15 protein-coding genes are annotated in these 17,826 nt (G+C 61.1%); 4 read left to right on the forward strand and 11 right to left on the reverse strand.

Going from position 1 to position 17,826, the window contains the following annotated elements; genetic code table 11:
• Nucleotides 1-76 precede the first annotated feature (76 nt).
• Nucleotides 77-286, forward strand: a complete 210-nt coding sequence (locus ACZ9BE_RS08580) for a hypervirulence associated TUDOR domain-containing protein (RefSeq protein ID WP_476249238.1) — start codon at nt 77-79, stop codon at nt 284-286.
• On the opposite strand, the gene ACZ9BE_RS08585 is transcribed toward ACZ9BE_RS08580, so the two are convergent.
• The 5 genes from ACZ9BE_RS08585 to ACZ9BE_RS08605 all read right to left on the reverse strand — a co-directional run bounded on the left by ACZ9BE_RS08585 (nt 283) and on the right by ACZ9BE_RS08605 (nt 6,758).
• Nucleotides 283-1,536: an NAD(P)/FAD-dependent oxidoreductase gene (locus ACZ9BE_RS08585; RefSeq protein WP_476249239.1), complete on the reverse strand. Its 1,254-nt coding sequence runs from the start codon at nt 1,534-1,536 to the stop codon at nt 283-285. The two genes, ACZ9BE_RS08580 and ACZ9BE_RS08585, sit on opposite strands and share 4 nt — an antisense overlap.
• The gene (locus ACZ9BE_RS08590; RefSeq protein WP_476249240.1) at nt 1,526-3,118 is read right to left on the reverse strand and encodes an aldehyde dehydrogenase (NADP(+)); all 1,593 of its coding nucleotides are present in this window, start codon (nt 3,116-3,118) and stop codon (nt 1,526-1,528) included. The genes ACZ9BE_RS08585 and ACZ9BE_RS08590 overlap by 11 nt, the downstream gene beginning before the upstream one ends.
• A 63-nt stretch (nt 3,119-3,181) precedes the next feature.
• Nucleotides 3,182-4,129, reverse strand: a complete 948-nt coding sequence (locus ACZ9BE_RS08595; protein WP_056784739.1) for a dihydrodipicolinate synthase family protein — start codon at nt 4,127-4,129, stop codon at nt 3,182-3,184.
• Between the two features lie 54 nt (nt 4,130-4,183).
• The gene (locus tag ACZ9BE_RS08600; RefSeq protein WP_056784741.1) at nt 4,184-5,110 is read right to left on the reverse strand and encodes a 4-hydroxyproline epimerase; all 927 of its coding nucleotides are present in this window, start codon (nt 5,108-5,110) and stop codon (nt 4,184-4,186) included.
• 22 nt (nt 5,111-5,132) lie between these two features.
• Nucleotides 5,133-6,758: an APC family permease gene (locus ACZ9BE_RS08605; RefSeq protein ID WP_476249241.1), complete on the reverse strand. Its 1,626-nt coding sequence runs from the start codon at nt 6,756-6,758 to the stop codon at nt 5,133-5,135.
• Between the two features lie 222 nt (nt 6,759-6,980).
• Here ACZ9BE_RS08605 and ACZ9BE_RS08610 point away from each other — a divergent pair, with 222 nt between their 5' ends.
• Nucleotides 6,981-7,751, forward strand: a complete 771-nt coding sequence (locus tag ACZ9BE_RS08610) for an AraC family transcriptional regulator (protein WP_160768876.1) — start codon at nt 6,981-6,983, stop codon at nt 7,749-7,751.
• Here ACZ9BE_RS08610 and ACZ9BE_RS08615 read toward each other — a convergent pair.
• A complete protein-coding gene (locus tag ACZ9BE_RS08615) occupies nt 7,748-8,341 on the reverse strand; it encodes a LysE family translocator (RefSeq protein WP_095179598.1) in 594 nt (197 codons plus the stop codon). The two genes, ACZ9BE_RS08610 and ACZ9BE_RS08615, sit on opposite strands and share 4 nt — an antisense overlap.
• Nucleotides 8,342-8,394: 53 nt before the next feature.
• Entirely contained in the window at nt 8,395-9,231 is an 837-nt protein-coding gene (locus ACZ9BE_RS08620; protein ID WP_095179599.1) for an AraC family transcriptional regulator, read from the reverse strand.
• Nucleotides 9,232-10,265: 1,034 nt separating this feature from the next.
• Between ACZ9BE_RS08620 and ACZ9BE_RS08625 the strand changes: the two genes are divergently transcribed.
• Nucleotides 10,266-10,562, forward strand: coding sequence for a hypothetical protein (locus ACZ9BE_RS08625; protein WP_042609596.1), 297 nt, complete (start codon nt 10,266-10,268; stop codon nt 10,560-10,562).
• A gap of 79 nt (nt 10,563-10,641) precedes the next feature.
• Here ACZ9BE_RS08625 and ACZ9BE_RS08630 read toward each other — a convergent pair whose 3' ends face one another.
• The 3 genes from ACZ9BE_RS08630 to ACZ9BE_RS08640 are packed head-to-tail and all read right to left on the reverse strand — an operon-like array spanning nt 10,642 to nt 14,158.
• Nucleotides 10,642-11,880 carry a nucleoside permease gene (locus tag ACZ9BE_RS08630; RefSeq protein WP_252869226.1) on the reverse strand — a complete coding sequence of 413 codons (1,239 nt, stop codon included), beginning with the start codon at nt 11,878-11,880 and terminating at the stop codon, nt 10,642-10,644.
• A gap of 42 nt (nt 11,881-11,922) precedes the next feature.
• Nucleotides 11,923-13,005 carry a sugar phosphate isomerase/epimerase family protein gene (locus ACZ9BE_RS08635; RefSeq protein WP_056784758.1) on the reverse strand — a complete coding sequence of 361 codons (1,083 nt, stop codon included), beginning with the start codon at nt 13,003-13,005 and terminating at the stop codon, nt 11,923-11,925.
• Nucleotides 12,995-14,158 carry a Gfo/Idh/MocA family protein gene (locus ACZ9BE_RS08640; RefSeq protein ID WP_252887703.1) on the reverse strand — a complete coding sequence of 388 codons (1,164 nt, stop codon included), beginning with the start codon at nt 14,156-14,158 and terminating at the stop codon, nt 12,995-12,997. The genes ACZ9BE_RS08635 and ACZ9BE_RS08640 overlap by 11 nt, the downstream gene beginning before the upstream one ends.
• Before the next feature lie 203 nt (nt 14,159-14,361).
• Between ACZ9BE_RS08640 and ACZ9BE_RS08645 the strand changes: the two genes are divergently transcribed.
• Nucleotides 14,362-15,375: a LacI family DNA-binding transcriptional regulator gene (locus tag ACZ9BE_RS08645; protein WP_150635665.1), complete on the forward strand. Its 1,014-nt coding sequence runs from the start codon at nt 14,362-14,364 to the stop codon at nt 15,373-15,375.
• Nucleotides 15,376-15,380: 5 nt separating this feature from the next.
• Here the strand turns inward: ACZ9BE_RS08645 and ACZ9BE_RS08650 are convergent, their stop codons facing one another.
• Complete coding sequence (locus tag ACZ9BE_RS08650) at nt 15,381-17,762, reverse strand: DUF3772 domain-containing protein (RefSeq protein ID WP_476249242.1); 2,382 nt, start codon at nt 17,760-17,762, stop codon at nt 15,381-15,383.
• Nucleotides 17,763-17,826 lie beyond the last annotated feature (64 nt).

Here is a 17,826-nt window from a genome sequence, read left to right on the forward strand (position 1 = left end):
GTCGCCTCGCAAAAATGCGGAATTTCTCCGACGCGCGCGGCTCCATAAACCAACAGCCAGAGGCGAGGACGCAATGATGAGCAGCTCATTCAAAGTCGGCGATGCGGTGCGCTGGAATTCCGAGGCCGGCGAGATTCAAGGCAAAGTGGTCAAGGTGCACACCCGCGATACCGAATTCATGGGCCGCCACCGCCCGGCCTCGAAAGATGCGCCGCAGTACGAGGTCAAGAGCGACAAGACCGGCCACCTGGCCATGCATCACGGCGACGCGCTGAAGCACGTTTAGAAACGCGCCAGTCGGTAGGCGTCGGCATTCGGCAACTCGCCGGCCGCGCCTGAGACCATCTGCCCGATCATCTCCGCCGTCACCGCCGCCTGCGTCAGGCCCAGATGCTGATGACCGAAGGCAAGCAAGACCTTGCCGGCGCAAACCTGATCGATCACCGGCAGCGAATCCGGCAGCGACGGGCGAAAGCCCATCCACGGTGTCGCGCCATCAGCGTTCAGATCCTTGCGAAACAGGCCTTGGCTCAGGCGCTGCAACTGCCAGGCGCGTGCCATGTTTGCTGGCCGCTCCAGCCCGGCGAACTCGACCGTGCCGGCCAGGCGCAGCCCATCGCGCATCGGCGTCATAATGAATTTGCGTTCCAGCGAGGTGACGGGGAAGGGCAGGCGATCATGTTCGTGCGGCAGCATCAGGTGATAGCCACGTTCGGTGTCCAACGGTACCTGCTTGCCGGTCAGAGCGGCGGTGAGTTTTGCCGAATGCGCACCGCAGGCCAGTAACGCTCGAGCGGCTGTCACGCCGCCATTGCCGGTGACTAACAGCACACCGTTTTCCTGCACGTAGCCGCCCTGAACCTGCTGCTGGAGAAAACTCACGCCGCTGCTGCGAGCCGCTTCGACCAGTGCGCAGACCACCCGATAGGGATCAAGGAAATGCCCGGTTCGCGGGAAAAACAGCCCGCCCTGAATTTGCTCGCTGAGCTGCGGCGCCGTTTCGCGGATCGCCCCCGCTTGCCAATAGTCCACCGGCACCTGCTGCTGATGCAGTCGTGCCTGCAAGGCTTCGATGGCCTGACGGGATTCAGGTTTTTCGAAGACTAGTAACGAGCCGTCAACCTTGAGCAGATCCGGGCGCTGGATATCGCTGAGCAAGCGCTGCCACGCGTCGAGGCTGCTTTCATTGAGCGCGCGCAGGCCGGCGACGGTTTCCTGAAAAGGCTCGGGCCGCAGATTCAGCAGCAAGCGGGTGAACCACGGCAGGGCGCGCGGCAGGTATTTCCAGTCCAGACGCAGCGGCCCCATCGGGTCCATGAGCATGGCCGGCAAACGCTTGAGGATCGAAACATCAGCAATCGGAAACACCTGCTCGGTGGCCAGATGTCCGGCGTTGCCGAACGAAGCGCCATGCCCCGGTTCCTGCTGATCGATGACCACCACCCGCAAACCCTGACGCGCCAGGCGCAGTGCGCAAGCTACGCCAATGATTCCGGCGCCGACCACGGCGATGTCGTGCGAAGGATTATTCGCCATGGCGTGTCGCTTCCCGTTGGCCATCGAGCAAGCGCCGAAGGCTGAGCGGATTGGTCTGTTGCAGCGCCGTCGGCAGCAAGCTGTCGGGGAAATCCTGATAGCACACCGGCCGCAGGAAACGCAGGATCGCCGCAGTGCCCACCGAGGTGCTGCGCGCATCCGAGGTTGCCGGGTAAGGCCCGCCATGCACCATTGCATCGCAGACTTCCACGCCGGTCGGCCAGCCATTGACCAGCAAGCGCCCGGCCTTGCGCTCGAGGGTTGGCAACAACGTGCGCGCCAGTGCAAGGTCGGCGTCATCCATGTGCAGGGTCGCGGTCAGTTGGCCTTCCAGATGTTGGCAGACCTGACGGATTTCTTCGTCACTGCTGCATTGCACGATCAGCGCTGTCGCGCCGAAGACCTCGGCTTGCAAGCTTTGATCGGCAAGAAAATCCGCTGCATCGGTGCTGAAGACATGCGTCTGACACTGATTCGGGGCGCCGCCGACTTGGCCAACCGCTACCGCGCGTGCACGGGGATTGCCTTGCAGAGCGGTCACGCCTGCTTGATAGGCGGCGAAGATGCCGGGCGTGAGCATGGTTTGCGCCGCGCTGCGCGGGATCAGTTCCGCTACCGCGCCGAGAAACCCGTCGAGCGCCGGGCCTTTGCGGGCAATCAACAATCCCGGGTTGGTGCAGAACTGCCCGGCGCCCAGTGTCAGCGACGCGACAAATCCTTCGGCCAACGCCTGCGCCCGATTTTCCAGCGCGGCGGGAAACAGCACTACCGGGTTGATCGAGCTCATTTCCGCATACACCGGAATCGGCTCGGGCCGCGCTTGCGCGGCTTTGATCAAGGCCAGTCCACCAGCCCGCGAGCCGGTGAAACCAGCGGCTTTGATGCGCCAGTCGCTGACCAGTGCGATACCCACTTCGTACCCCGAATCGAACAACAAGGAAAACACGCCTTCGGGCAGAGCGCAGGCCCTGACCGCTTGCGCGACTGCGCGGCCGACCAGTTCGCTGGTGCCGGGATGCGCGCTGTGCGCCTTGACGATCACCGGGCAACCAGCCGCCAATGCCGCAGCGGTGTCGCCACCGGCCACGGAAAATGCCAGGGGAAAGTTGCTCGCACCAAACACCGCGACCGGCCCCAAGGCAATCTGCCGCTGGCGCAGGTCGGAGCGCGGCAGTGGCTGGCGTTGCGGTTGCGCACTGTCGACGCGCACATCCAGCCATTCACCCGCGCGCACCGTACGGGCGAACAGGCGCAATTGCGAGCAGGTGCGGCCACGCTCGCCTTGAAGGCGTGCAGGCGGCAGACCAGTTTCGGCGTGGGCGCGTTCGATCAGTTCATCGCCAAGGTTTTCGATGTGCTCGGCAATGCTTTCGAGAAATGCCGCACGGCTGCTCAGGCTGGTTTCGCGATATTCGTCTTGTGCTGCCCAGGCCAGGGCGCAGGCCTGTTCCACCTGTTCGGCTGACGCCCCGGCATACTGCGGTTCAAGTGCCTGGCTGGTCGCCGGATCGATCCCGTGAATGGCCGGACGATGGCCCGTCACGGGTTGTTGGCCGATCAGCATGTTGCCCGTCAGAGTCATGGTGTCTTCCTGTGAAATGAGCGAGGCCTGCCGCGAATCGTGATGACTCGCAGCAGGTGGTGGTCAGGCGAAATTCTGTTCGGCAGACCAGTTTTCATACCAGTGACGGAACAGCGAATACTGCTTCTCGGCATAGCGCCGTTGCGAGTCGCTCAGCGCATCGGTTTCGTTGAAGTGCAGGGTGTATTCCTTGTCGCCGTTGAGCACCATCAAGTGCTTGTAATACAGCACCAGATCACAGCCTTCGTCGAACGATGACAGCACTGCCAATGCCGATTCCAGCTCCCGCGCCTGACGTCGGGCCTTGGCATCGCCTTGCGCGGCCTGCTTGCTCAGCGCGACCAGTTGCAGCACTTCGCGAGGAAGGGCGTTGCCGATACCGGTGATGGCGCCGGTAGCGTTGCAGTTGACGAAACCGTGCACCACTTGCGTGTCGACACCGACCATCAGGGTCACGTCATCGTCCTTGGAGGTGATGTTCTCAGCCGCGTAGCGCAGGTCTGCGCCCCCACCAAATTCCTTGAAGCCGATCAGGTTCGGGTATTCGCGACGCAGTTCGAAAAACAGATCGGCGCGGGTGGCGAAGCCGTAGTAAGGGCTGTTGTAAATCACCGCCGGCAAGTTCGGTGCGGCTTGCAGGATGGCAGCGAAGTGGGCCTTTTGCGCCGTCGCCGAAGCACCACGGGACAGCACGCGCGGAATGACCATCAAGCCTTGCGCGCCGACTTTCGCCGCATGCGCTGCGTGGGAAACCGCTTCACGGGTATTCACCGCACCAGTGCCGACGATGGTCGGCACCCCGGCGGCGACCAGGCGCGCCACACCTTCCTGACGCTCGGCTTCAGTCAGCAGCGGCCAGTCGCCCATCGAGCCGCAATAGACCACGGCGCTCATGCCGATATCAATCAGCTCGCGCCCCTTGCTCACCAGCGCATCGAAGTCCGGTTTGCGCTGGGCGGTGCACGGGGTCATCAGGGCCGGCATGCAACCGGTGAAGATGTTGTCGCTCATGGTTCAACTCCTTGGCATTTCGTTTGATTCGAAGTGAAAAATCGGCGTGGCGGCTCAGATGCCCCACGCGAACGGGTCGCTGTCGTCGATCAGCAAGGTGCTGTCGGCGGTCATGTAGGCGCGGCCGGTGATGAACGGGCGAATGCGTTCACCTTCCCATTCGAAGCGGCCTTCGAACTGGCTGCCGGTGATGCTCGCCTGGATCCACGGTGCGCCCGGTTGCAGCTTGTCGTCGGCTGCCAGGCAGGCAAGTTTGGCGCTGGTGCCGGTGCCGCACGGTGAGCGGTCATAGGCTTTGCCGGGGCACATGACGAAGTTGCGGCTGTCGGCCTGATCGTCATCGGCGAACAATTCGATGTGGTCGATGACCGCACTGTCTTCGCCGAAGATGCCCTGATCTTCCAGCGCCTTGAGCATCGCCCAGGTGTACGCCGTCAGGTGTTCGACGTTGTCCATGGTCAGGGTCTGGCCATGCTCGGAAACCAGAAAAAACCAGTTGCCGCCGTAGGCGATATCACCGACTACGCGACCAAAACCGGGCACGTCCACTGGTACCTGTTTGCGATAACGGTAAGCGGGCACGTTGCCCAGAGTGACCGAGCCATCGTCGTGCAGCGTCGCGCTGACTTGCCCCACCGGTGTGTCGATCTTGTGCACGCCCGGCTGGATTTTCCCCAGATGCTGCAACGAATTGATCAGGCCAATGGTGCCGTGGCCGCACATGCCCAGGTAGCCGGCGTTGTTAAAGAAGATCACTCCGCAGGTGGCATCAGGCGAGACCGGCGGGCAATACAGCGCGCCGACCAGCACATCGTTGCCGCGTGGCTCGAGCAGACAGGCGCGCCGCCACTGGTCATGCTGGTTGCGCAAGGCATCGCGTTTCTCGACCATGCTGTTGCCGGACAACTCGGGGAAGCCGCTCATCACCAGCCGTGTCGGTTCGCCGCCGGTGTGGGAATCAATGACGTGTACTCGTTTCATGGAGAGATCCCGTTGGATGATTTCAGTAGGCGCCGGCAGGGCGGGCGGTGACGGTGGACGAGGGCGTAGGGCTTTCGCTTTCTTCGTCCTCGTCGTCCAGGCGCAGCAGATGGGCAGGCACGCCGGTTGCTGCACCCCAGTAGTAAATGCCGGTGGCGCAAGCAGCGACGACGATCGTGTCGAACGGATGGGCGAGGATGCCCAGGCCACCGAAGGTGCCGAGTTTCGACAGCACGATGGTCACCGCGTAGAAGGCGATCAGCCACGCCGATGAACGCACCTGACGCGCCAGACTCAGATGGGCGGTGGGCACAAAGCGGCCACAGAACAGGTAGATGACAAACATCAGGATCTGCAGGCCGAGCAGCCACGACACGGTGTTCCAGCCCGACCAGTAGACGATCAGCGCGGCGATGATGAACGACACCGGCCCAAGCAGGCCCATGCTCCTGACCCGAAACGGGCGCGGCATGTCCGGCGCATTGCGCCGCAGCGCCGCAACCGATACGGGCGCCACCGCATAGCTCAACACCAGCGCGGCGGACACCACGTTGATCAGCGCTTCCCACGACGGGAATGGCAGGGTCCAGAACACCGACAGGGCGAAAGTCAGCCACAGCGCCGGACGCGGGATGCCGGACTTTTCATCGATGTGGGTGAAGACCTTGAAGAAGGTGCCGGTCTGCGCCCAGCCGTAGATCACTCGCGGCGTGGCGTTCATGTAGATGTTGCCGCAGCCGCTCGGCGAAATGACCGCATCGGCAACCACCAGATACGCCAGCCAGCCGACACCGAGCGCCAGGGCGATGTCGCGATAGGGCAGGGCGAATTCCTTGCTGATACCGGCCCAGCCGTTGGCGAGCATTTCCGTCGGGATGCTGCCGAGAAAAGCCATTTGCAGCAGCACGTAAATCAAGGTCGACAGCAGTACCGAAAGAATCAGCGCGATGGGAATGGTGCGCTGTGGATTCTTCACTTCGCTGGCGACGGAAATGATCGGCGTCAGGCCCAGATAGGCAAAGATGATCCCGCCGGCGGAGACCGCCATCTCCACGCCGGACAGGCCGAATGGAGCGAATCCCTGAACCTGGAAGTTCTCCGGTTTGAAGAAGGTGAACAGCACCGCGATGACCAGCAGCGGCACGATGAATTTGAACACGCTGACCAGATTGTTGGCCTTGGCGAAGGTCTTCACGCTGCGGTAGTTGAGCAGGAAAAATATGCAGAGCAGGCCGAACTGCACCAGCCAGCCGAGGATCGTCGGATCGCCACTGCCAGCCTTGGTCAGACCGGGAAACCATGCCGCCGCGTATTGGCGCGAGGCGACCACTTCGATCGCCACCAGACTGGAAAACGCAATCAGCGTAATGAAACCCATCAGGTAGCCGAGCAGCGGACCGTGGGAATAAACCGGGTAGCGCACCACGCCGCCGGCACGGGGTAATGCGGCGCCCAGTTCGCAGTAGACGATACCCAGCAGCAACACGGCGAAACCGCCCAGCAGCCAGGAAAAAATCCCCGCCGGACCGGCAATCGCCGAGACATGGCTGGCGGCGAACAACCAGCCGGAGCCGAAGATCGCGCCGAGTCCGATAAAGGTGAGGTCGATCAATGAAAGCTGTTTTTTGAACTTGCCTTGGCCTGACATGGCATCGCCTTCTTGTGAGTTATTGGATAGGCAGTTGTGTCACGGGGACGAGCAGACTTTGCACGGGTCGACGGCGGCGGCGATTGATGTTTTATGCAGGGATCGATGACGAATTCAGCACAATGGCGCTGGCGATTGCTGGGCCTCGACAGGGCCGTGACGTTGCTGCACTCTGCTCGCGGACAGCTTTTCTGGCGGTTCATCTCGAGGGGGAAGTGTTTGATGCAGTCAGCGTTTTCGATCCTGTGCCAGGGCACTGACGGCCTGCGTCCGCAGACCCTCGAAGCGATGGTCGCCGGTGCCGCGCAGCTGTTGCCGATACTCGATGTGATCCCCAATGCGGCGATCTTCATCAAGGATCTGCAAGCGCGTTATGTGCTGGCCAACCGTACGCTGGTGCAGCGTTGTGGCTTGAAGGACCTGCGCCCGTTGCTCGGCAAAACCAGTGCGCAGGTGTTCCCGGCGCAGTTGGGGCCGGGTTACACCGAGCAGGATCGCAAAGTGCTGGAGGAAGGTTTCGTGTTGGAGGATCAGCTCGAACTGCACCTGTATGGCAGTCGCGAACCGGGCTGGTGCCTGACCCACAAGCGGCCGATCTACAACCGTGACGGGACGATCATCGGCCTGGTGGGGATCTCGGTGGATCTGCAGTCAGCCAGCGAAACCCATCCGGCTTTCGAGCGCCTGGCGGCGGTCGATGAATACATTCGCGGCAATTTCAACCGGCGGGTGACGCTGGGTGAACTGACGCGGATCGCCGGGATATCCGTGGCGCAACTGGAGCGCTATTGCAAACGCGTTTTCCACCTGACACCACGGCAGATGATTCAGAAAGTCCGCCTGGAACATGCGCATCGATTGCTGCACAGCGACTTGCCGATCACCGAGGTGGCGCTGCAATGCGGTTACACCGATCACAGCGCTTTCACCCGTCAGTTCAAAGCCTCGACCGGGTTTACACCACGCGAATACCGGCAAGCCACCGGGCATTAGACCAACACGGCCAGCCAGGCCGAGAGCAGCAGAAGAAGGGCCAGTGCCGCGTTCATGCGCTTGAACGCTTGCGGTGAGCTGAGCAACCGCGCGCTGCCAACGCCGAGAAGTGCCCAGAGCGTCATGCACGGCAACGACACCAGCAGAAACGCCAGCGACAACACCAACAGGCGCAACGTCTTGTCGCCGCCGCCGACGAATACGCTGACCACCGCCACGGCCATCATCCATACCTTGGGGTTGACCAGTTGCAGCAGCGCCGCGCCGAATACGCTCAAGCTTTGTTCCTGCGATTTCGGGTCCAGGGATGGCGGCGGGCTGCGAAAGATCTGCCCCGCCAGCCAGCTCAACCAGAGCACGCCAGCCCAGGCCATCGCTTGCTGCACGCGCGGAAAGCGCAGCAGGGTTTCACCAGCACCGAGCCCGACCACCAGCACGATCAGCGCCGCCGCCGCGCAGGCGCCGAAAATGATCGGCAGCGTGGCGATCAACCCGCGCCGCGAACTGTGGCTCAACACAAGAATATTGGTCGGCCCCGGCGTGATCGAAGCGACGAAAGCAAACAGCAGAAAGGGCAGTAAAGAAGCCATGGTGAAAATCCTGAAAGTCGAAACAGGGCACCATGATCGTCAGCGGGCGGGTCTCAGTCTGGAAGATTTGAGCAGCGTTTGCGGTAGTCCGCAGGGGTCAATTGATAGGCGCGGCGGAACCAGCGACCGAGATGACTTTGATCGGCAAAACCGAGCACGCTGGCGACCTGCGCTGGCGTCTCGCCGCGTGCGAGCAATTGCCGCGCCTTGGCCAGGCGCAACTGGATCAGGTAAGCGTGCGGTGCCAGACCGAACGCCGCCTTGAACGCGCGTGTCAGGCGAAAGCGATCAACGCCACAGGCTTGCGCTAGGTCGTCGAGGCCGATGTCTTCATAGGTGTGGGCATGCAGATAGTCCCGCGCAACCTGGGCAACCAGTGGCAGGCGCGGATCGAAGTCCTGACGCTTGCGCCAGTCGAGGTGGCGGGTGAGGGACGCCAGCAGGCCATCCAGCGCAGTCTGCCGGACGATGCGCAGATCGCCGTCATGTAACGCGTGGAAGGCTTGCACGATCGCAGTCGACAGGCGCGGATCGTGGCTCAGGGTGTCGGCAAAGCCTGGCTGACTGTCGGCGGGCGCCTCTTCGAACAGCGCGTGCAGTTCGCGCTCCAGCCAGTGCGGATCCAGATACAGCATCGAATAGGTAAAGCCGTCCTCGGTCGGCGCATGGCCATCGTGGATTTCTCCCGGCTCGAGCAGAAACACATGCCCCGGCGTACTGCGATGACGCACCCGGCGACAGTTGAATTGCTGGACGCCTTGCTCGGTAACGCCGACGAGAAAGCTGTCATGCCAGTGCGGATCGTAGGCATGTCCTCGGAAATGCGCACGAATCGACTCGATCCCGGTATCGACATCCTGGGACAGGGAGATCCAGTTGCGTTTGTCCATGGGAGGATTCCATAGGGCGGTTGAGCTTGGGCGTTTTTAAAATACCGCGTGGGGGAGAAGAGTGTTTAGAAGATTTGTGCAGGGGCGCAGGGGGATCGAGTCAGGCAATATGTCCTGGATGGGGTGGGACCAGAAAACGCAGACGAAAAAAAACCGCCTTCGCGGGGCGGTTTTTCAATCCTCGGTTTGGAGCCGAGGCCATGTGCTTCACTAGCCACACCAACATGTCCGCGCATGGTATTGAGTTTCTCCCGTCAGTGCAACGTAGGTTTAGCGTGATGTGCGAGGTTTTTTCGGAACGTCCAACGCATGTAACTGAATTCAGGTCTGTCAATAAACATTGTCAGAAATAAGATTTTACAAAGGTTCAGGCGTAGCCGCAGGATAACCTTGGGTACTCGGGTTTTCTCTTCTGATTTCTGCGTTAAGATGCCTGCGCTCATCTTGTTGGTAGAGCAGTGAGGTTTGGCTGGGGGGCGCAAAAGGTTTCACGCCCTCTGACGCGGATTCGCACCCGCGCCGGAATGTTGTCTCGGAGGGATTTCAACCGGCCGCCTCACTAGCCACACCAGCATGTAGGCTGAAGGCACGCATGGTCCGGTAAGTTTGCTGGAGGTTTGGCCGCCAGCCCTGGAGGCCAAAACGTATGAAGCTTTTGCTGCGTACGCTGAGCCTTGTATGGAGATTGTTGAAAGCTTTGCGCTTTTACGAGTTCCTGCGAGATCACTTTGACGACTTGAAATAAGGGTCGTCTGAGTGGGAAAGACCCGTTTCGGTTTTTATCGATTCGGGTCTTTTTTTTGCTTGCGTAAAGCTGTCAAAAATACGATTGGTCAGTTTTGTGCCTTGGACGTTGTAGGGCGTTTCGTTTGGACCCGTAAGTAACAGCTTAAAGGTTAGATAAGCAGCTACTTTTGCTTAGCTCGATCATTGATTGCGTCAATAACGACCATTAAGTCAATGAAGTTCTCATATCCATAGCGCGGCGTAAGATCGACTCCATACCCAATCACTGCACCTCGGAGCACACCATCATGAAACGCCAGACTATCCTCGGTATCGCTTTCTCGGTTTTTGCACTGAACGCCTTCGCCGCCACCGAAACCGACCCACTGTTCAGCGACGCGGTGGCCGCTACTCAAACTGATCGTCTGTTCAGCGACGCAGTAGCCGCCACCGAAACCGACCCGCTATTCAGCGACGCAGTTGCCGCCACCGAAACCGATCCACTGTTCAGCGATGCAGTGGCCTCTGATGGCTCCGATCATCTGCAAGGCAATCGGGTTGCCGAAGGTGGCGCAGACCGTCTGCTCGAACGTCGCACCGCTTGAGCGCAACCATGAGCATCGATAGCGAATGCCGCCTGAACCACAGGCGGCATTCGTTCTGTTCATGCATTAGAACTCTGCTCTAAACCGCAGTCGGCAACACAGCCTTGTCCCGATCGCGGCCCTTGAACGTCGCCCAGAAACACAGCAGCACCGCCACGGAAAAACCGGCTGGAAATAGCCAGATACTTCTCCAGTCATGGCCCGCACTCGAAGTGAAGTGGTCAGTAATCCGTCCCGCAATCCAGAAGCCAATCAACATGCCCAACCCGTACGTGGCCAAGGTGATCAGACCTTGCGCCGAACTGCGGAAGCGTTCCGGTGCTTTTGCATCGGTGTAGATCTGCCCGGACACGAAGAAGAAGTCATAGCACACGCCGTGCAGGGCAATGCCGATCAGCAGCATGAATGCCTGATCGTCGTTATTGCCGAAGGCAAACAGCACGTAACGCAACGCCCAGGCAGCCATGCCGACCAGCAGGGCGATCTTGATGCCGAAACGATGGATGAACAGCGGCAACAGCAACATGAACAGCACTTCCGAGACCTGACCGATGGCCATCTTCGCTGTCGGGTTGGTCACGCCGATCTCCGCGAGAAACGGGTTGGCATTCTGGTAATAGAAGGCCAGCGGAATGCAGATCAGGATCGAGGCGAGGAAGAACACCAGATAGCTGCGATCCTTGAGCAAACCCCACGCATCGACGCCGAGCATCTGCTTGAGGCTTGATGAGCCCGCTGCGCTTTTCAGCGGCGCAGTGTTCGGCAGACTGAAGCTGTAAAGCCCCAACAACAGCGACGCGACGGCGGACATCAGGAACGTATTGCGCAAGCCTCCCGCCGCGATGCTTTGTTGCGAGTCCCAGGCGAACACGAAGCTGATCACCACACCGGCGACAATCCAGCCCACTGTGCCCCATACGCGGATGCGCGAGAACTCCAGCGCCGGGTCTTTGATCTGGCGGAACGCCACTGCGTTGACCAGCGCCAATGTCGGCATGTAGACCATCATGTAGGCGAGCACATAGGGATAAAACGCGCTGAAGTCTGCGGCGCGATAGAGCTGATAGAGCAGCACCGCGCCCAGCAGATGGAGCACCGCCAGGATGCGTTCGGCATTGAAAAACCGGTCGGCAATCAAGCCAATGACAAACGGCGCCAGAATCGCACCCCATGATTGCGTGGCGAAGGCCATGCCGACTTGGCCGCCGCTGGCAGCGAGCGTGGTGGCCAGAAAAGTGCCGAGGGTGACGAACCAGCCACCCCAGATAAAGAACTGCAAAAACATCATCACGCTGAGTCGCGCATTCATTACGTTCATTTCAGATCACCGTATTGTTTTTATGTCGGTAACGCGGATGAATCAGTCGTCGGTCAGGCCGAGCAGGCGCCGGTTGGAAGCGGCATCGGCGCTGACCCCGGCGAAATCGTCGAAGGCCTTGGCGGTCTTGCGGATCATGTGTCGCTCGATGAACGCCGCGCCTTCCGCCGCGCCCTGTGCAGAGTCTTTCAGGCAGCATTCCCACTCCAGCACGGCCCAGCCGTTGAAGTCGTATTGGCACAGTTTGCTGAAGATCGATTTGAAATCGATCTGGCCGTCGCCCAGCGAGCGGAAGCGCCCGGGACGCTCGACCCAGCCCTGATAGCCGCCGTAGACGCCGGAGCGCGCATCGGGGCGGAACTCGGCATCCTTGACGTGGAACATGCGGATGCGTTGGTGGTAACGGTCGATGAAGCCGAGGTAATCCATTTGCTGCAGCAGCAGGTGGCTCGGGTCATAGAGAATTGCGGCGCGGGGGTGATGATTCACCGCCTCAAGAAACTGCTCGAACGACGCGCCGTCATGCAAGTCTTCGCCGGGATGGATTTCGTAGCACAGATCAACGCCGGCCTCTTCGAAGCAATCGAGGATCGGCAGCCAGCGCTTGCCCAGTTCGGCGAAACCTTGCTCGACCAAACCGGCCGGACGTTGCGGCCATGGATAGACGTAGGGCCAGAGCAGGGCGCCGGAGAAGGTCGCATGGGCCTTGAGTCCGAGACGCTGGCTGGCACGGGCCGCCAGTTTCAACTGCTCGATGGCCCACTCGGTGCGCTCCTGCGGCTTGCCGCGCAGCGCTGGCGGGGCGAAGTCGTCGAACAGACTGTCGAACGCCGGATGCACAGCGACCAATTGCCCTTGCAGGTGCGTCGACAGCTCACTGATCACCACACCGGCGCGGGCGCAGACGGCGATGAGTTCGTCGCAGTAATCCTGGCTTTCAGCGGCGCGCTGCAAATCGATGAACCGCGTGCCGAGGGTCGGTACCTGAATGGCTTTATAGCCTTGCGAGGCTGCCCACTCGGCGATGTTGGCGAGGGAGTCGAAAGGCGCTTCGTCGGCGATGAATTGCGCGAGGAAAATCCCCGGACCTTTCAGGCCAGTCAAATTTTGCTGATCACTGTTCATTGTGCTGGGCTCCTGTCAGTGGGCCGGGTATCTCGCTCCACTTTTCATTGCCAAGGTGATTGGCGATGGCGGTTTCAATGAAGGCCATGCCGCGCAGGCCGGTCTCGATGCCCGGTATGCCCGGGGCCTGATGGCCTTCGACGCCTTGAACAATCGCCTCGGCGAGATCGCCGTACAGGTTGGCCATCGCTTCCAGATAACCCTCGGGATGCCCGGCGGGCAGGCGCATGCGCTGACTGGCAGCGTCACACAACCACGGCTGACCGACTCCGGATCGCAGAATACGCATCGGTTCATTCAACGGTCGATGAATCAGACTGGCCGGCTCTTCCTGACGCCATTCCAGCCCACCCTTGTCACCGTAGACGCGGATCTTCAGCGGGTTTTCCTCACCGGCGCAGACCTGGCTGGCGAGCAATACACCACTTGCGCCGTCGCTCATTTTGAACAGCATCGCCACATCGTCATCCAGTTGCCGACCCTCGACATGCGAACCGAGCATTGCGCTGATGAACTGGATCGACTGGCCGGCAACGAACTCGGCGAGGGAAAACGCATGGGTGCCGATGTCGCCAATGCAGCCGCCGATCCCGGATTGCGCCGGATCGTCGCGCCAGCCGGCCTGCTTGTTGCCTTGCCCGGCGACATCGGTGCTGAGCCAGCCTTGCGGGTACTCGACGATGACTTTGCGCACGTGCCCGAGCACGCCGCTGGCGACCATTTCGCGGGCCTGCCAGACCATCGCGTAACCGAGGTAGGTGTGCGCCAGCCCGTAAATTCGCTGGCTGTTGATCACCACCGAATGCAGCGCCTGCACCTCGGCGAGATTCAGCGCCGCGGGTTTCTCGCTGAACACGTGAAAACCGGCGCTCAATGCCTCACGGGCAATCGGTGCGTGCAGATGATTGGGGGTGACAATGACCAGCAGTTGCATGCGTTGCTCGGCGGGCAGGGCGGCCTCGCGAGCGAGCAGGGTTTGCCAGTCGCCGTAACAACGTTCGGCGGACACTCCCAGGGTCGCAGCGGTGCGCTGATTATTCTCTGAGTCGCGGCTGAACGCGCCACAGACCAGTTCGAAGCGTCCGTCGAGGCCGGCGGCTTGCCGGTGGGCACGGGCAATGAATGAACCTTCACCGCCTCCAACAAAACCCATTCTTATTTTTGCGGCAGCGTACATGGCAGTCGTCTCGGTAGCTGGATGCAATGCTGATGAGTGATGTAACCGGTTACATCGTGGGCGAAATCTAGGCTTGAATTAGCCGGGTGTCAAATGCCAGCGGATGATCGACAGCGTTTCGATCGCTCGTCGCCTGCGGTAAGCTCCGCGCCTGATCGGCATGAAACAACGAGGTGGTTTTGTCCAATATCCGCGAAGTGGCTCGGCTGGCTGGCGTTTCCGTGGCGACGGTTTCGAGGACTTTGAAATCGCCCGAGCGTGTGCTCGCGCCAACCCGTGAGCGCGTCATGGCGGCCGTGGAGCAGGCCGGCTATCGGCCGAACCTGATGGCCGTGCAGTTTCGCTCGCGGCGCACCGGCAATCTGGTGATTCTGGTGCCGACCATCGCCAACACCTTTTTTGCCCGGGTCATCAGCGGCGCGCAGCAAGCGGCGCAGGCGGCTGGCTATCGCTTGCTGCTCTGCGACACTCAGGGCCGGGAAGAACTGGAGCGACAATTCGCCGAGCTGGTGTACGCCTATCAGGCCGACGGGGTGATTCAGTTGCGCGCCTACGATCCTTTCGAAAACGCTCCGGCCGACGCCGATGTGCCGCCGATCGTGAACGCCTGCGAAGTGCTCAAGGCCGGGCGTTATCCAACCATCAGCCTGGACAACGTCGCCGCCGCCAAAGCCATGACCGACCACCTGATCGCATTGGGACACCGACGCATCGGCCTGATCAAGGGCTCGAAAAACAGCCCGCTGACCCTGGATCGACTGGCGGGTTACGAAGCGGCATTGCGCGAAGCCGGGATTGCCATCGATGAAGCACTGATCTGCCATGGCAATTTCAGCCTCGAGGCCGGTTTTGCCGGCGCGCAAAAGATGCTCGCATTGGCCGAGCGACCGAGTGCGCTGTTCTGTGAAAACGATGAAATGGCCATTGGCGCACTCAAGCGCATCCGGCAGGCTGGGCTGCGTGTGCCCGAGGATATTTCAGTGGTGGGTTTCGATGACATTCCCATGGCTGCGTTCTGCGATCCGCCGCTGACCACCATCTCGCAACCAGCCGAGGCCTTCGGGGCCAAGGCGGTCGAGATGCTGATTGCCCTGATCGAAAAGCGGCCGCTGGCAGAAAGGCATGTCGTCCTGCCGTTCGAGCTGACACCACGCAGCAGCACGGCCCGCATCGACAACTCGGGCAAGCGCTAACCTGATCACGCCGCTGGCGGCTTCGCCAGCGCAATCCCCGCCGCGCCCAACCGCTTCAACACTTCAAACAACAAATCGCTCTTGGTCAGCCCGACAATCCTCGGGCTGCCCACATAGCCGGTGACCGTGAGGGTTATGCCGTCCGGCGACAACTTGCTGAAACGCACGAATGGCGCCGGTTTATCGAGGATGGTTTCGTTCTCGTGATATGCATCCAGCAGCAGTTGTTTGACCTCCTCAGGATCGATATCCAGCGGAAACACCAGCTCCAGCGATGCTACGCCCTGAGCGCTGCCGCCGAGGGTAACGTTGCGCAGGTTCTGCGAGATCAGTTGCGAGTTGGGCACGATCACGATCGAGCGGTCGCTGAGCTGGATCTCCGTGGCGCGCACGTTGATCCGGCGGATGTCGCCCTCGACGCCGCTGATGCTGATCAGGTCGCCGACCTTGACCGGGCGCTCGGTGAGCAGAATCAGGCCGGAGACGAAGTTCTTGACGATCTCCTGCAAGCCAAAGCCGATACCCACTGACAGCGCACTGACGATCCACGCCAGATTGGTCCACTGCACGCCCAGCGACGACAGCGTCAGCAAAATCACGAAGGCGTAGCCGATATTGGAAAACAGCGTGCTCAGCGACGCGCACATGCCCGGGTCCATGTCGGTCTTGGGCAGGAATTCGTTGTCGAGCCAGCGGCTCAATGTACGGATCAGCCAGATGCCGATCAGCAGCGCCAACAGCGCATTGAGCAGGTGCCCGGGGACGATATTCAGCTTGCGCAAACCGGCGCCGCCAAGAATCGACATGATGTTGGTGACCAGTTGGCCGAGCGTGGTGCCGATGCCGCCGACAAACAACGAAATCAGCGCCATCAGCATCAGGCCGGCGCGGCTGACGCCGGACAACAGGATCGACGTTTGCTCAAGGCGTCGATCGCTGACCCCGAGCAATTGCTTGAGCGCCTGGCCGCTCGCGTGTTTCGGTGAAAACAGGTGTTCACAGGCGTCCTTGACCAACTGAATGAGCAAATAGAAACCCGACAGCACGACGTAGCTCCACACCAGTTCATAACTGATGAACCGCGCCAGCGAAACATAGCCGGCAAGCAGGGCAATGGCCGTGACAAACATCGAGACGCTGGCGACGCTGTAGATCAGCCCGGCGAACACGCTGTTCGTCGCCGAAGCGTCGTTGGCGGCGACCAAGGCCTTGCGCACTTTGCCCACGCGCACCAGCATCGTGCCGATGATCGCCAGCACCACCATGGAAATCACGCCGCGCCCGGCCATCACGATGTGGCTGCTCATGCCTGTGGCATTGGCGACTTGCACCAGCGTCACCAACACCAGCAACGCGCAGGCGAGGATTCGCGGATAAGGCTTGAGGGCCAGCGCCACTGGATCAGCAATTGCCGGCAGGCGCCACGACGGGTGCTCGGTGGACAGCAATGCACGGCTGAGCCCGGTGATCAGCACGCAGGCATAGACGACTTTTTCGAACTCTTCGGAGAAGGTTTCCAGCACCGGCGGCAGGGCGTCGTGGCGGGTGCAGGCGTAGAACAGCAGCTTCAGGGCGATGGCGGTGGTGATGAATGTCGCTATGGCTGAGGCGAAGGCCAAGGCACTGCGGCGCAGTCGGCCCTCCGCCACGCGATGAATGCAGAACCAGGTCAGCCCGCGCTCAGCCAGACGTCGGCCGAAGGTCCAGATCAGCAGCGCCAGCAGCACCAGTACGCAGGTGTAAAACCGCTCGCCCGGCGCCCAGACCGTGGCCCATACGTCAGCCACCTGCTCGACGAACAGTCGCAGGCGCTGGCGGTCGTCCTCGCTTGGATTGATCAGTGGCGCCCAGAACTGCGGACTCAACACACTGCGCGTGCTCAGGGTCAGTTCGCTTTCCAGTAGCGTGCGGCGGATGCCGGCGATTTGCGTGATCAGGTCGGCGGCATTCTGTTTCAGTGCGGCGAGGCTTTTCAGGGTGCCGTCGACCTTGCTTTTCTGTTCCGCCAGCGCAGCCCGTTGCGCGACGATATCGGCTTGCTCGGCAGCCACCTCAGCGTCTGGAGCGGTGCCGAGCACGCCCAGTTGCACCGCCAGTTGCGCCTGTTGCGGCAACAGCGCTGCCGACAACCGATCGACATCGAGAATGAACGCCTGCACCCGATCCTGCGGGCCTTCGAGCTGGTTGTAATTGTTCGCTGCCGAGATCTGCTGCTTGAGCCCGTCGAGGCGTTGTTGCAGGGCTTGCAGATCGCTTTGCGAAATCACAGGTAGCGGCGCTGCGCCTGAGTTCGCCGGCGCGGCAAGGTCCGCTGCCCACGGCGCAGCGCTGCCCTGCATCAGCAGCAGCAACAGAACCAAAAACAACGACTTGAATGAACAGCGCATGGGGGCGGCGGGCTCGAGTGGATCACACAGTCTATGAGGGTAGGTGATCGTGCCGAACAGGGCG

The sequence above is a fragment of the Pseudomonas sp. TE9122 genome (assembly GCF_056278925.1).

What these genes read in the sequence shown, in the direction of transcription:
- ACZ9BE_RS08620 (WP_095179599.1), bottom strand. Translation starts at nt 9,231, where the DNA reads ATGGACAAACGCAACTGGATCTCCCTGTCCCAGGATGTCGATACCGGG.
- ACZ9BE_RS08615 (WP_095179598.1), bottom strand. Translation starts at nt 8,341, where the DNA reads ATGGCTTCTTTACTGCCCTTTCTGCTGTTTGCTTTCGTCGCTTCGATC.
- ACZ9BE_RS08630 (WP_252869226.1), bottom strand. Translation starts at nt 11,880, where the DNA reads ATGAACGTAATGAATGCGCGACTCAGCGTGATGATGTTTTTGCAGTTC.
- ACZ9BE_RS08650 (WP_476249242.1), bottom strand. Translation starts at nt 17,762, where the DNA reads ATGCGCTGTTCATTCAAGTCGTTGTTTTTGGTTCTGTTGCTGCTGCTG.
- ACZ9BE_RS08595 (WP_056784739.1), bottom strand. Translation starts at nt 4,129, where the DNA reads ATGAGCGACAACATCTTCACCGGTTGCATGCCGGCCCTGATGACCCCG.
- ACZ9BE_RS08640 (WP_252887703.1), bottom strand. Translation starts at nt 14,158, where the DNA reads ATGGGTTTTGTTGGAGGCGGTGAAGGTTCATTCATTGCCCGTGCCCAC.
- ACZ9BE_RS08600 (WP_056784741.1), bottom strand. Translation starts at nt 5,110, where the DNA reads ATGAAACGAGTACACGTCATTGATTCCCACACCGGCGGCGAACCGACA.
- ACZ9BE_RS08585 (WP_476249239.1), bottom strand. Translation starts at nt 1,536, where the DNA reads ATGGCGAATAATCCTTCGCACGACATCGCCGTGGTCGGCGCCGGAATC.
- ACZ9BE_RS08605 (WP_476249241.1), bottom strand. Translation starts at nt 6,758, where the DNA reads ATGTCAGGCCAAGGCAAGTTCAAAAAACAGCTTTCATTGATCGACCTC.
- ACZ9BE_RS08590 (WP_476249240.1), bottom strand. Translation starts at nt 3,118, where the DNA reads ATGACTCTGACGGGCAACATGCTGATCGGCCAACAACCCGTGACGGGC.
- ACZ9BE_RS08625 (WP_042609596.1), top strand. Translation starts at nt 10,266, where the DNA reads ATGAAACGCCAGACTATCCTCGGTATCGCTTTCTCGGTTTTTGCACTG.
- ACZ9BE_RS08635 (WP_056784758.1), bottom strand. Translation starts at nt 13,005, where the DNA reads ATGAACAGTGATCAGCAAAATTTGACTGGCCTGAAAGGTCCGGGGATT.
- ACZ9BE_RS08580 (WP_476249238.1), top strand. Translation starts at nt 77, where the DNA reads ATGAGCAGCTCATTCAAAGTCGGCGATGCGGTGCGCTGGAATTCCGAG.
- ACZ9BE_RS08610 (WP_160768876.1), top strand. Translation starts at nt 6,981, where the DNA reads ATGCAGTCAGCGTTTTCGATCCTGTGCCAGGGCACTGACGGCCTGCGT.